Genomic DNA, 12,084 nt, shown 5'->3' with positions numbered 1-12,084 from the left:
AACCCGAAAGAGTCGCGGCCTTGTTTTGGCTATCGCACTTTAAACACGAAAGTATTTACTCGATGTCACGTCGACTTGAAGTTACTTACAACTTACCTTTGTGATCAACGGGCGAATTTTCAAGCGATCGGCTTTTCACCATACCAACGAGGCGTATAAACCCATTCCCCCCCGCTGGCGCGGGCAAAAGTGCAAGTAGTGGAAGAACCGATCAACACCATGGTGCGCATGTCCACTTGATCCGGCGTTAAAGCGCCGAGGGTCGTGGTGCGCAGGGTCTGGCCCGGTCGGCCGATGTCACGTCCCAGCACCACCGGGGTTTGCGCTGTGCGATGTTGCGCGACGATTTCCAGCGCCCGACCCAATTGCCACGGACGGGCGCGGGAGATCGGGTTGTAGAACGCCAGCGCCAGATCAGCTTGCGCGGCCAGATCGAGACGTTTCTCGATGATTGACCACGGTTTGAGGTTGTCCGACAGCGACATCACACAAAAGTCATGGCCTAGTGGCGCACCGGCCTGGGCAGCGGTGGCGAGGGACGCCGAGACGCCCGGAAGGATTTCCAGATCGACGCTGTGCCACGCCGGATCAGCGGACTCGTGCAACGCTTCGAGCACCGCCGCCGCCATGGCGAATACGCCCGGATCGCCGGACGAAACGACGATCACCGAACGGCCCTCGGCCGCCAGTCTGAAAGCGTGGCGGGCACGCTGCATTTCTTCGCGGTTGTCGGTGCAGTGCTGTACTTGATCGTCGCGAAACGGGCCGGCCATGCGTACGTAGGTTTCGTAACCGAGTACGTCGGTGGCGCGAGCCAGTTCGGCTTTCACCGCCGGCACCATCAGTTCGGCAGCGCCGGGGCCGAGGCCGATCACCGCGAGGCGACCGCGCGGGCGACCGATGTGCGCGACGTCCAGTGGCTGTTCGGCGATAGCGATGGCCAAACCGTTCGCCTCAACGATCCTGGCTGCCGGCAGCGCAAGCCGCGCCAGTGCGCCGATGTCGCTTTGCGCCGTGACAAAGCGCAACGCCACACCCAACTCCAGTGCTGCTTCGCGCAGATCAGTCGAAGCCATCGCGGTATCCGCTGCCAGCAGACACGCCAGTGCCTGCACCGCGACGTTGGCCTGCTGCAACGCTGCGCGAATCACATTCGGCAAATCCGCCACGTCAGCGCTGACCGCCACCGCAACACTGCGCGGATAGATCAGCAACTCATTGGCACTCGCCGCACGCTCGGCACTGCCGACATGAATCGAGCGCTGCGCCTGCGGATCTTCCAGCAATTGCGCCTGATCGAGCCACGGCGCCGCGCCTTCGATGCGTACGCTGTGCCCGGCCAGCAGATCGGAAACAAAACGCTTGCCCAGTTCCAGATCCGCCAGCGCGTAGCCGCTCGGTGGGTTGAGCAGGCAGGTGCCAAAGCGCAACTCGCCGCTGGTGGTGATCGCCGCCGCGACTTGCAGCCCGGCAGCGATTTCCCGCGCCATGACATTCACCCCGCCGAGGCCGCCGAGCAGCGGCACCACGGCGCTGCCGTCTTCGGCGACGGCGAGTACCGCAGGCTCGGCGCCTTTCTCCAGCAACAGCGACGCCAGCGTGCGGATGACAATGCCGGCCGCGCACAGGGCGATGATCGGCGTGTCCTGCTGATACAACTCGCGCAGAGTTGCTCCGAATTCCTGATAGGTACGGTCAGCACCTTCAACACGCCCGGCGAGGCCGTAGATCTGCGCTGTCGGATACACCTGTTGAATGCGCCGGGCCGTGGCCAGGCTGCCCTGACCGAGAATGACAATCGCGGGAGTGGAGGGAGTCATCAGCCTTGCCACCGTTCGCCGGGTACGATGATCAGCGAGAAGTACGGCGACGACATGGGCTCGACCTGATCAATCGGCACGATCTTCTGATTGGCCATGGTCGCGCGCTCGACGTACAGCGCCCGCCCGGCTAGGCCGAGTTCTTCCAGCACTTGTCGCACTTTGTGGAAATTGCGCCCCAGTTTCATGATCACTGCCGCGTCGGCATCCGCCAGACGTCGCTTCAGTTCTTCATGGGGCAACACGCCGGAAAGCACCGACAGACTCTGATTGCGATACACCAACGGCGCACCCAGCACCGACGCGCCACCGAGCATCGAGCACACGCCCGGCACCACTTGCGCTTCGTAACGAGTGGAGAGTCGATCATGCAGATACATGTAGGAGCCGTAGAAGAACGGATCGCCTTCGCAGATCACCGCCACGTCACGACCGGCATCCAGATGCGCGGCAATTGTCTCGGCGGCTTCGTCGTAAAAATCACTGATCACCTGTTCATACGACAGCGGCGCCGGCAGCGCTTCGGTAGTCACCGGGTACACCAGCGGCAGCAGGTTTTGCGCGGCCTGCAGGTGCGCTTCGATGATGCCGAAAGCGTTGCCCTTCTTGCCCTTGGCCACGAAGTACGCCACCACCGGCGATTCGCGCAGCAAACGCAAAGCCTTGACGGTAATCAGTTCCGGATCCCCGGGGCCAACGCCCAGGCCAATCAAACGTCCTTTGGCCTGCATCATTCGATCTCCGTGGCGAGGGCGTTGACCGCCGCGGCCGCCATGGCGCTGCCGCCGAGTCGACCTTGCATGATCACAAACGGCACGCCACGGCTGTCGGCGGCCAGCGCCGCTTTCGATTCTGCGGCGCCGACGAAGCCCACCGGGAAGCCGAGAATCAGCGCCGGTTTCGGTGCGCCGGCATCAAGCATTTCCAGCAGATAGAACAGCGCGGTCGGCGCGTTGCCGATCACCACGACGCTGCCTTCCAGATGCGGACGCCACAGCTCCAGCGCGGCGGCGGAACGGGTGTTGCCCAGTTCACGCGCCAACTCCGGCACGCTGTCGTCGCGCAGGGTGCAGATCACTTCGTTGTTGGCCGGCAATCGCGCGCGGGTCACGCCTTCGGAGACCATTCGCGCATCGCAAAGGATCGGCGCACCCGCGGCCAGCGCTTCGCGCCCGGCCTTGCCCGCACCCTCAGAGAATTGCAGACCGTCGATGGCCTCGACCATGCCGCAGGCGTGGATCACCCGCACCGCGAGTTTTTCCAGATCGGCGGGGATGCGCGCCAGATTGGCCTCGCTGCGAATGATCGCGAAGGAGTTGCGATAGATCTCCTGACCGTCGCGGATGTAATCAAGCATCAAGGGGGCTCCGGGAGCGGGCGTCGGGCAAGCATCGATAAGGAGTGCCGCGGCCGCTTCAATAGTAAGGTTGCGTGCGTGCAGCGTGCCGAAACCCGGCTGTGCTGCATCGCGAAAATAGAGGTCGTAATGACCGGCACTGACGGCCAGCAAGGTCGCCGGGGCACAGTGCGCGGCGGCGCACGAACGCGTGCAACCGGACAGGTGCACGCTTTGCGCCTGTGGCAACAGCGTCGCCAGCCGACGGGCATCGCCTTTAGTGTCGGCCAGGCCTTTGCCGCAGCCGTTGGCGCCGGTGCAGGCGATCAGCCGCGACAACGGCGTATCGGGCCGGATCAGCAGGTTCAGCGGTTGCAGGGCTTCAAGCACTTGGGCTGCGTCACTCGCTTTCACGTTCGGCAGCAGTAGGCTTTGCCATGGGGTGAAACGCAGGCTGCCATCGCCGAACTGGCGAGCCAGTTGCGCGGCACCGCGCAGCATCGTCGGATCGAGGCGACCGAGTGGCGGCACCGCGCCGACGTAGACAAGGTCATCCATGTCTTGCGGGTGAACGCCGATGTGCAAATCGTCCGCTGCTGACAGGCGTTGCCAACCGCTGATCGCTTTGATCGGCAGGCGCGTTCTGAGTTGTTCGAGAAATGCCAGCATCGGCAGTTCATCGAGCAAATGGCGCATGCGCGTTTGCTCGGGGCGCGCCAGTTCGAGAAACAACTCCAGCACCGCGACCACCAGCGCATGACCGTTTTCCAGCGCCACCGCGCCGACTGCGCGATCCGTCGGGCACCCGGCCAGACCAAACGCCAGCAACGTTTCGCCATCGCGCTCGAACGCCGACAACCACAGGTCATGCGGATGTTCGAGCATTGCCAGCGCTTCACCGCCATCGAGTTGCACGGCGAACTTGGCGCTCAACTCGTGGAAACGTGGATGGCTTTGCAGCGTGTCAATGATCTGCTCGGCGAGTGCGCGGGTGTCGAAGCGCATCTGGCGGTCGATCCCGGCGGTTGGGCTGAGCATCAGATTGCGCACATCATCGCCTGCGGCGGTGCGTGGCCCGAGTCCGGCGGCCAGCAAACCGTCAATAAGGGCAGCGGATTGCTGGCCGATGCCACGGATTTGCAGATTGGCGCGATTGGTCGCCTCAATCGCCCCGCCAGCGAACTGTTCGGCGGCATTGGCCACCGCATCAGCCTGATCGGCGCTGATTGAACCGCCATTGAGCTTGATCCGGCAGATGCCACCGTCCAATGCCTGGACGGTACGCAGCAACCCCGGACAGGCCGAGGGGCGTAAAGCGGTGGACATCGGGCGTTCGTTCAAGGGGCTGACCGGCTGCGTGGGAAAGGCGCTTCGCGGGCGAAGGCGCGGTATTATGCCTGCTTTGTCCGGTGGCATGAAAAGTCTGCCCGTCGGAACGGCATGTTTAGAGGAATATAGATGTCACCCTGGCTGACGGTTGTGGGAATCGGTGAAGACGGCTTCAAGGGCCTGGGCAAAAACGCCCGGCGTGCCCTGATGGGCGCCTCGCGGATCGTCGGCGGCCAGCGCCAACTGGACTTGTTGCCGGTGTGCATTGGCGGCGAGCGGCAGTTGTGGCCGAGTCCATTTTCGTTGGCGCCGGTGCTCGAGCAGCGCGGTGCCGCGGTTTGTGTACTGGCCAGCGGTGACCCAATGTTCTACGGCGTCGGCGCCAGCCTTGCGCGGCAACTGCCAAGCGACGAGATGCTGATCCTGCCTGCGCCGTCCTCCTGCTCACTGGCGGCTGCCCGCCTCGGCTGGCCGTTGCAAGATGTCGTGACGCTGTCGCTGGTCGCCCGACCACTGGTGGCGCTCAATGCGCAGCTGTTCAGCGGCGTGCGCCTGTTGCTGCTGAGCAATGACGGACAGAGCCCGGCGGCAGTCGCGCAATTGTTGCGTGAGCGCGGTTTCGGTTCGAGTCGCATCAGCGTGCTGGAGCATCTGGGCGGCGACGCTGAGCGGCGCATCGACGGCAGCGCCAATGACTGGCGCGACCCGCCGATTGCCGATCTGAATGTGATCGCCATCGAATGCCGCGCCAACGCTGACACTCCGCGACTGTCGCGTCTCGCCGGCCTACCCGACTCGGCATTCCAGCATGACGGCCAACTGACCAAACGCGACGTGCGCGCGATCACCCTCGCCCGCCTCGCGCCGACACCCGGCGAACTGCTGTGGGACGTCGGCGCGGGCAGTGGCTCGATCGGTATAGAGTGGATGCGTGCTCACCCAAGCTGCCGGACGTTGGCGGTCGAAGCCGATGACGGCCGTCAGCAATTGATCGAACACAACCGCGACGCGCTGGGTGTGCCGGGGCTGCAATTGATTCGCGGCAAAGCACCGCTGGCATTGGTGGGCCTGGAGCGTCCGGACGCAATTTTCATCGGCGGTGGCGTGACCCGCGAAGGCGTGTTTGAAACCTGCTGGGAACAACTCAAACCCGGCGGCCGACTGGTCGCCAACGCGGTGACCCTGCAAAGCGAAGTCACCCTGATGCACTGGCGCGAACGCTACGGCGGCGAACTGACGCGCATTCATGTCGCTCAGGCGCAACCGCTCGGCGAGTTCGACACTTGGCGCCAGGCGTTGCCGATCACCCTGCTCGATCTGGTCAAACCTTTCGATGCGTGACGAAACCGCCGAACAACCTGCGCCCCTGCGCAGCGGCCTGACCACGGGCAGCTGCGCCACCGCCACCAGCCTCGCCGCCGCACGTCTACTGCTCGGCGGAATTTACGCCGATGCCGTGCAGATCGTCTTGCCCAAGGGCAAACAGGTGCAGATGCGTCTGGAGTTCTGCCGATTGATCGACGACGGCGCTGAAGCCGGAACGATCAAGGACGCCGGCGATGACCCGGACGTGACCCACGGCGCCTTGCTCTATTCGCGAGTGCGGCTGCTGGCCGAACCGGGGATTCGCTTCAATGCCGGTGCGGGCGTTGGCACGGTGACCCGCCCGGGACTGGTGCTGGCCGTGGGCGAACCGGCGATCAACCCGGTGCCGCGCAAAATGATCAGCGACCACTTGAGCCTGCTCGCGGCCGAGACCGGTTATGCCGGCGGCTTCGAGGTCACCGTCAACGTCGAGGGTGGCGAAGCCCTCGCGCTGAAAACCATGAACCCGCGTCTGGGGATTCTCGGAGGCTTGTCGATCCTCGGCACCAGCGGCATCGTCCGGCCGTTTTCCTGCGCGGCGTACATCGCCTCGATTCATCAAGGCATCGACGTCGCCAAGACCAACGGCTATCTGCACATCGCCGCCTGCACGGGCAACGCCAGCGAAGACACCATGCGCCGGGTTTACAACCTGCCGGAAATCGCCCTGATCGAAATGGGCGATTTCGTCGGCGCCGTACTCAAGCATTTGCGCAAAGTACCGGTGGATAAACTCAGCCTGTGCGGCGGTTTCGGCAAAATCAGCAAACTGGCCGCGGGGCACATGGACCTGCACTCGCGCCATTCCAGCATCGACCTGCCACAACTGGCCGAATGGGCGGCTGCGATCGGTGCTGACAAGAATTTGCAGCAGGGCATTCGTGAGGCGAATACCAGCCAGCAGGCGCTGGCAATGGCCAGTGCAATGGGGATCGCACTGGGCGATGAAGTCTGTCGCCACGCCTTGAATTTCGCCCGCAGCGTGGTGCCGGCGCAGGTGCAGGTCGAGGTGTTTGCGATTGATCGTCAGGGCGGCGTCGTTGGCCATGCCGGAGGTTTTGCATGAAAAGGATTCTGCTGCTGGGCGGCGTGACTGAGGCGCTGGCGATTGCTCGCACCCTGGGCCCGCCACACATCTACAGCCTGGCCGGGGTGGGTCGTGTGCCGACCGACCTGAGCTGTCAGGTGCGCGTCGGTGGCTATGGTGGTGCCGAAGGTCTGGCGCAATTCATTCGTGACGAAGGTGTTGATCTGCTGTTTGACGCCACCCATCCCTACGCCGCACAAATCAGCCAGAACGCCGCCACCGCCGCGCAACAGACCGGCATCCCCTGCTGGGCCTTGCGCCGTCCGGCGTGGCAACCGCAGCCGGGCGATGACTGGCGCGAAGTCAGCAACTGGGCCGAACTGATCGACGCCCTCAAGCCGTTTCGCCGCCCACTGTTCACATTGGGCCGCGAACCGTTGCAGCACCTCGACGAAATCCCCGCCGAACAATTCTGGACCCTGCGCGCCCTCGACGTTTATCCCGGCAACGAACGCTGCGAAGTGATCGGTGCACGTGGGCCGTTTGTGCTTGAGGATGAACGGGCGCTGTTCGAGCGGCGGCAGATTGATGTGCTGATCAGTAAGAACAGCGGCAGCACCGCGACCGAGCCGAAGCTGGAAGTGGCGCGGGAGCGTGGGGTGCCGGTGATTGTGTTGAAGCGGCCGGGGTTGCCGGGGGTTGATCGGGAGTTTTGGACGCTTCAAGAAACACTTGTTGAATTGGAGACGTTCACTTCCTGAGGCAAGATCCACGGCTTGCATGATAAGTAACCTATTTGTTACCTTCAGGGCCGACTGTGATCACACTCGAAGAATATCTACAAGAAGACGATTCAAGCCCGTTTGGCCGTTGGATTTCCACTTTGAGCGTGCAGGCCGCAGCAAGAGTTTCCACTGCCTTGGCACGGTTGGAAATGGGCAACACCTCCAATATCAAGTGGTTTGATGGCCTCGGTGAATACAGAATCAACTGGGGATCCGGGTACAGAATCTATCTGGTACAAGAGGGCAAACGACTGATCATCTTGTTCGGTGGAGGAGACAAATCCACGCAGAAGCAGGACATCAAACAGGTGAAAGCACTGATAGCCGAATTTCGAATCCGAAAGAAAGCTGAACAGAACCGGAGGTAATTTGATGGCGCTCACTCGGAGCTACAAACATACAATTGCAGAGCGTGCCCAACGTGACCCCGAATTTGCCCAGGCATTACTGGACGAGGCTGCAACGCTGTTTCTGAATGGCGAGCCAGAGGTGGCCAGAATCATTTTGCGCGATCTTGTCAATGCAACTGTCGGATTCGAAGAACTTGCAAGGGAAACTGAAAAGCCCAGCAAAAGTCTGCATCGAATGCTGTCAGCCAAAGGCAATCCGAGCATGGACAACCTGGCCAAAATATTTTCGGTAATTCGAGCTACGCTGGGTGTAGATATGGAGGTTCATGCAGTACCAGTGAGCTAAGCGACTGGTTGATAAGGTCTCTGCGACACCAAACCGCACGACGCTTTTTTACTTATCGGTCCTGATCAGGCTAAATAGCCACGCCTGATCGCCCACCCAATGGATCTGTCCCATGAACCGACAACGGCTCGCATTTGCCTGGATCGCCTGCTTTGCAGTGCTGTTCAACATGCTCGCCATGCCGATGACGGGAGCGATGGCGCAGGCGGCCAATTCACCGGCCGAGCAATTGTTGTGGAGCAGTTTCTGTACCGGCAGCGGGACGAAAATGGTGGCGATCAACATCGGCACCACAGATCAGCAAGCCCCGCCCAACGACACCCATTCCAACATGCAGCATTGCTGGTGTTGCTCGGGCTCAGCGCCGCTGGTGGCGCTGCCGGGGCATACGCCGCAGCTGTATTTCGCACGTTTCGAAAGCAATCGCAGTGTGGCGCCCGCCTCATTGCAAGCCCCCACACCGCGTCAGCAATGGCCGAGCCTGAACCCCCGCGCCTCCCCTCTGGTTTGATTTGTTCGCGCAATTAATCTGCGTTTCAAATCGTTCTGGAGAACTGCCATGTTGAACAAATTCATCGTCATCGCTGCGCTGCTGGCGCCTGCGTGCTTCGCCCATGCCCACGAATACAAGGCCGGCGAACTGGAAATTGCCCACCCGTGGTCACAGGAGCTACCGCCCAATGCCCCCACGGTTGCGGCATATTTCGTGATCCACAACACCGGCAAAACCGCCGACCGCTTGCTCAGCGTCGACTCGCCGATCGCTCCCGAAGCACAACTGCATGAGCATGTGATGCAGGGCGATCTGATGAAGATGCAGCAGGTGCCGAGCGTCGATATTCCTGCCGGCGGCAACGTGACCTTCGCGCCGATGGCCTATCACGTAATGCTGCTCAACCCGACGGACCGCAGCCTGCTCAGCGACGGCAAACGCTTCCCGCTGACGATGCATTTCGAGAAAGCCGGGGACGTCACCGTCGAAGTCGCCGTGCAGAAAAAACCGCCTGAAGATACAAAGGCTCACGCGCACGCTCAGTAATCAGCCCGGCTGATCGCACCCATGCGCCCGCCTCGCGCCAGGTCCATCGACAACCGCCGTCAGCACGGTAGTTGGATCGCCCTGTTCGCCATGTTGATGATCTTCATCGGCCCACTGATTTCTCAGTCGATGCCGATGGGTCAGCACGCCTCGACATCCACGCCAATGAGCATGGACATGTCGATGGACATGCCCGGCATGGATCACTCCGGGCATGGTGCAAACCCCTCCGCCGACCATTGCCCGCCACAATCCTCGCAGCATGTGCTGTGGGAAAAATGCGGCTATTGCAGTCTGCTGTTCAATTGCCCGGCACTGACTGGCGGCGGCGATTTCGCTGCCTTCAATATCCCGCAGTTGAACACCTTCACCTCACCGTCCCCACGCCTGGGCCACGCCCGGCAAACCTTCTTCCCCGGCGCCCGCACCCGCGCCCCGCCCGTCACAGCGTAAACACCCACCGCTGATTGCACACGGTTGAGAAGACAGCTTCAGGCTGCCGGCCGTGTCGTTTACGACTGTTTGATGGAAATTGTCATGTCCAGGTTTTCTGCTGTTCCCCGCTCGGGCTCTGCCCAGGCGTCCTTTGCTTTGAACGAATCGCGCATTCGTTTCAGGCACGCTATCGCCGTCCTTTGCGGCGTCCTGCTGTCCCCGCTGGTGTCAGCCGATGATCACACCGATCACCGTGAAGAACTGAGTCCGACAGTGATTACCGCGATTGCTCCAAGTTCGCCGCTGACCATCGTCACCAACCCCAAAGACCCGCGCCAACCGGTGCCGGCCAGCGATGGCGGCGATTACCTGAAGACCATTCCGGGCTTTGCGCTGGTCCGCAACGGCGGCACCAACGGCGATCCGGTTCTGCGCGGCATGTTCGGTTCGCGCCTGAACATCCTCACCAACGGCAGCATGATGCTCGGCGCATGCCCGGGCCGGATGGACGCGCCGACCTCGTACATCTCGCCGGAGACCTACGACAAACTCACGGTGATCAAAGGCCCGCAAACCGTGCTCTACGGCCCTGGTGCCTCAGCCGGTACCGTGCTGTTCGACCGTGAGCCGGAAAGCTTCGGCGAACTCGGCACGCGGGTGAACGCCAGCATTCTGGCCGGCTCCCACGGACGCTTCGACAAAGTCGTCGACGCCGCTGCCGGCGGGCCATTGGGCTACGTACGGGTGATCGGCAACACCGCGCACTCCGACGATTACCGCGACGGCAACAACGACATCGTTGCCTCACGATACGACAAGTGGAACGGCGACGTTGCAGTCGGCTGGACCCCGGACGCAGACACCTTGATCGAACTCACCGCAGGCAAAGGCGATGGCGAAGCCCGCTACGCCGGACGCGGCATGGACGGTTCGCAGTTCCTGCGTGAAAGCCTCGGCCTGCGCGTCGAAAAGTCCAACATCAGCGACGTGCTGGAGAAGCTGGAGGCGCAGGTCTACTACAACTACGCCGACCACGTGATGGACAACTACACCCTGCGCACACCGTCCGGCACCGGCATGATGGCGGGGCCGATGGCGTCCAACGTCGATCGCCGCACCCTCGGCGCACGAATCAAAGCGACGTGGCGCTGGGCTGATATTCAGTTGATCACCGGCCTCGACGCGCAGACCAACGAGCATCGCAAGCGCGGCGGCATGGGTATCAATACCTATAAGGATCAGCCGTACACCAAGGACGCCGACTTCCATAACTATGGCGTGTTAAGCGAAATGACCTGGTACGCCGCCGACCGTGATCGCCTGATCACCGGCGCCCGCGTTGACCGCGCTTCGGCCAAGGATTATCGCCAGACCACTGGTTCGGGAATGATGACCCGGCCCAATCCAACCGCCGATGAAACCCGCGCAGACACGTTGCCGAGCGGCTTCATCCGCTACGAACACGACTTGGCTGACAGCCCGACCACGCTCTACGCCGGTATTGGCCACGCACAGCGCTTCCCGGATTACTGGGAGCTGTTTTCGCCGAAGTCGGGGCCTGCCGGCTCGGTCAATGCGTTCGACTCGATCAAACCGGAAAAAACCACCCAGCTGGATTTCGGCGTGAACTACAAGAGCGCCGAGCTTGAGGCCTGGGCCTCCGGGTACATCGGCGTGGTGCGCGACTACATCCTCTTCGACTACACCCCGGGAATGATGGGCATGAGCACTTCGCGCGCCGAGAACATCGACGCGCGAATCATGGGCGGTGAACTCGGCGCCGCGTACAACCTCACCGAAAACTGGAAAGCCGATGCGACCCTCGCCTACGCCTGGGGCAAGAACAGCAGCGACGGTTCGGCCCTGCCACAAATGCCGCCGCTGGACGCACGCTTCGGCCTGACCTATAGCGAAAACAACTGGAGCGCCGGCGCACTGTGGAGGGTGGTGGCCGCGCAAAACCGTATCGACCAGAACAAGGGCAACGTGGTCGGCAAGGATTACGACAAGAGTTCGGGCTTCGGCGTGTTCTCGCTCAACGGTGCCTACCGGATCAACAAAAACTGGAAGGTCAGCAGCGGCGTCGACAACCTGTTCGGCAAGGCTTACGCCGAACACCTGAACCTGGCGGGCAACGCCGGTTTCGGCTACCCGGCCAACGACCCGCAAGCCATCAATGAGCCGGGGCGTACGCTCTGGACCAAGGTGGACATGAGTTTCTGACAGTCAACACCCACCCTGTGGGAGCGAGC

At 62.2% G+C, this 12,084-nt stretch carries 12 protein-coding genes and 1 pseudogene; 9 read left to right on the top strand and 4 right to left on the bottom strand.

The genetic code is table 11. The features are described 5' to 3' along the window. Nucleotides 1-119: 119 nt before the first annotated feature. The 4 genes and pseudogenes from cobJ to cobG all read right to left on the bottom strand — a co-directional run bounded on the left by cobJ (nucleotide 120) and on the right by cobG (nucleotide 4,482). On the bottom strand, nucleotides 120-1,820 hold the full coding sequence (gene cobJ, locus ACIQVE_RS15665) for a precorrin-3B C(17)-methyltransferase (RefSeq protein ID WP_402809851.1): 1,701 nt from the start codon (nucleotides 1,818-1,820) through the stop codon (nucleotides 120-122). Beyond that, nucleotides 1,820-2,554 carry a precorrin-2 C(20)-methyltransferase gene (locus ACIQVE_RS15660; RefSeq protein ID WP_402809848.1) on the bottom strand — a complete coding sequence of 245 codons (735 nt, stop codon included), beginning with the start codon at nucleotides 2,552-2,554 and terminating at the stop codon, nucleotides 1,820-1,822. The genes cobJ and ACIQVE_RS15660 overlap by 1 nt, the downstream gene beginning before the upstream one ends. Then, nucleotides 2,551-3,177 (bottom strand): precorrin-8X methylmutase, encoded by a 627-nt coding sequence (locus ACIQVE_RS15655; RefSeq protein ID WP_053116894.1) that lies wholly within the window; start codon nucleotides 3,175-3,177, stop codon nucleotides 2,551-2,553. The genes ACIQVE_RS15660 and ACIQVE_RS15655 overlap by 4 nt, the downstream gene beginning before the upstream one ends. Beyond that, a pseudogene (cobG, locus tag ACIQVE_RS15650) lies at nucleotides 3,170-4,482 on the bottom strand (precorrin-3B synthase). The gene ACIQVE_RS15655 and the pseudogene cobG overlap by 8 nt, the downstream one beginning before the upstream one ends. A 132-nt stretch (nucleotides 4,483-4,614) precedes the next feature. On the opposite strand from cobG, the gene cbiE reads away from it, so the two are divergent. The 9 genes from cbiE (at nucleotide 4,615) to ACIQVE_RS15605 (ending at nucleotide 12,055) form a co-directional block, all read left to right on the top strand. Beyond that, nucleotides 4,615-5,826 carry a precorrin-6y C5,15-methyltransferase (decarboxylating) subunit CbiE gene (gene cbiE, locus ACIQVE_RS15645; protein WP_402809845.1) on the top strand — a complete coding sequence of 404 codons (1,212 nt, stop codon included), beginning with the start codon at nucleotides 4,615-4,617 and terminating at the stop codon, nucleotides 5,824-5,826. Further along, nucleotides 5,819-6,916 (top strand): cobalt-precorrin-5B (C(1))-methyltransferase, encoded by a 1,098-nt coding sequence (locus ACIQVE_RS15640; protein WP_402809842.1) that lies wholly within the window; start codon nucleotides 5,819-5,821, stop codon nucleotides 6,914-6,916. The genes cbiE and ACIQVE_RS15640 overlap by 8 nt, the downstream gene beginning before the upstream one ends. Next, the gene (locus ACIQVE_RS15635) at nucleotides 6,913-7,638 is read left to right on the top strand and encodes a cobalt-precorrin-6A reductase (protein ID WP_402809840.1); all 726 of its coding nucleotides are present in this window, start codon (nucleotides 6,913-6,915) and stop codon (nucleotides 7,636-7,638) included. The genes ACIQVE_RS15640 and ACIQVE_RS15635 overlap by 4 nt, the downstream gene beginning before the upstream one ends. A 56-nt stretch (nucleotides 7,639-7,694) precedes the next feature. Beyond that, the gene (locus ACIQVE_RS15630; protein WP_402809837.1) at nucleotides 7,695-8,030 is read left to right on the top strand and encodes a type II toxin-antitoxin system RelE/ParE family toxin; all 336 of its coding nucleotides are present in this window, start codon (nucleotides 7,695-7,697) and stop codon (nucleotides 8,028-8,030) included. A 4-nt stretch (nucleotides 8,031-8,034) separates the two neighbouring features. Further along, entirely contained in the window at nucleotides 8,035-8,358 is a 324-nt protein-coding gene (locus ACIQVE_RS15625; RefSeq protein ID WP_186531614.1) for a DNA-binding protein, read from the top strand. 112 nt (nucleotides 8,359-8,470) lie between these two features. Beyond that, nucleotides 8,471-8,869, top strand: coding sequence for a DUF2946 domain-containing protein (locus ACIQVE_RS15620; RefSeq protein WP_402809835.1), 399 nt, complete (start codon nucleotides 8,471-8,473; stop codon nucleotides 8,867-8,869). Between the two features lie 48 nt (nucleotides 8,870-8,917). Continuing rightward, nucleotides 8,918-9,397: a copper chaperone PCu(A)C gene (locus ACIQVE_RS15615; protein ID WP_402809832.1), complete on the top strand. Its 480-nt coding sequence runs from the start codon at nucleotides 8,918-8,920 to the stop codon at nucleotides 9,395-9,397. Between the two features lie 21 nt (nucleotides 9,398-9,418). After that, nucleotides 9,419-9,850: a DUF2946 domain-containing protein gene (locus ACIQVE_RS15610; protein ID WP_402809831.1), complete on the top strand. Its 432-nt coding sequence runs from the start codon at nucleotides 9,419-9,421 to the stop codon at nucleotides 9,848-9,850. Between the two features lie 84 nt (nucleotides 9,851-9,934). Next, entirely contained in the window at nucleotides 9,935-12,055 is a 2,121-nt protein-coding gene (locus ACIQVE_RS15605) for a TonB-dependent copper receptor (RefSeq protein ID WP_402809828.1), read from the top strand. The last annotated feature ends 29 nt before the right edge of the window (nucleotides 12,056-12,084 follow it).

It is taken from the genome of Pseudomonas sp. NPDC098747, assembly GCF_044760045.1.
In the GTDB taxonomy this organism is placed as follows: Bacteria; Pseudomonadota; Gammaproteobacteria; order Pseudomonadales; family Pseudomonadaceae; genus Aquipseudomonas.
Note: the sequence above shows the minus strand (reverse complement) of the source record. Positions and strands in the feature narration are given on the sequence as shown.

Excerpts from the sequence above, each read along its gene's own strand:
- ACIQVE_RS15660 (WP_402809848.1), bottom strand. The coding sequence starts at position 2,554 with ATGATGCAGGCCAAAGGACGTTTGATTGGCCTGGGCGTTGGCCCCGGG.
- ACIQVE_RS15635 (WP_402809840.1), top strand. The coding sequence starts at position 6,913 with ATGAAAAGGATTCTGCTGCTGGGCGGCGTGACTGAGGCGCTGGCGATT.
- ACIQVE_RS15640 (WP_402809842.1), top strand. The coding sequence starts at position 5,819 with ATGCGTGACGAAACCGCCGAACAACCTGCGCCCCTGCGCAGCGGCCTG.
- ACIQVE_RS15620 (WP_402809835.1), top strand. The coding sequence starts at position 8,471 with ATGAACCGACAACGGCTCGCATTTGCCTGGATCGCCTGCTTTGCAGTG.
- ACIQVE_RS15605 (WP_402809828.1), top strand. The coding sequence starts at position 9,935 with ATGTCCAGGTTTTCTGCTGTTCCCCGCTCGGGCTCTGCCCAGGCGTCC.
- ACIQVE_RS15655 (WP_053116894.1), bottom strand. The coding sequence starts at position 3,177 with ATGCTTGATTACATCCGCGACGGTCAGGAGATCTATCGCAACTCCTTC.
- ACIQVE_RS15615 (WP_402809832.1), top strand. The coding sequence starts at position 8,918 with ATGTTGAACAAATTCATCGTCATCGCTGCGCTGCTGGCGCCTGCGTGC.
- ACIQVE_RS15625 (WP_186531614.1), top strand. The coding sequence starts at position 8,035 with ATGGCGCTCACTCGGAGCTACAAACATACAATTGCAGAGCGTGCCCAA.
- cbiE (WP_402809845.1), top strand. The coding sequence starts at position 4,615 with ATGTCACCCTGGCTGACGGTTGTGGGAATCGGTGAAGACGGCTTCAAG.
- ACIQVE_RS15610 (WP_402809831.1), top strand. The coding sequence starts at position 9,419 with ATGCGCCCGCCTCGCGCCAGGTCCATCGACAACCGCCGTCAGCACGGT.
- cobJ (WP_402809851.1), bottom strand. The coding sequence starts at position 1,820 with ATGACTCCCTCCACTCCCGCGATTGTCATTCTCGGTCAGGGCAGCCTG.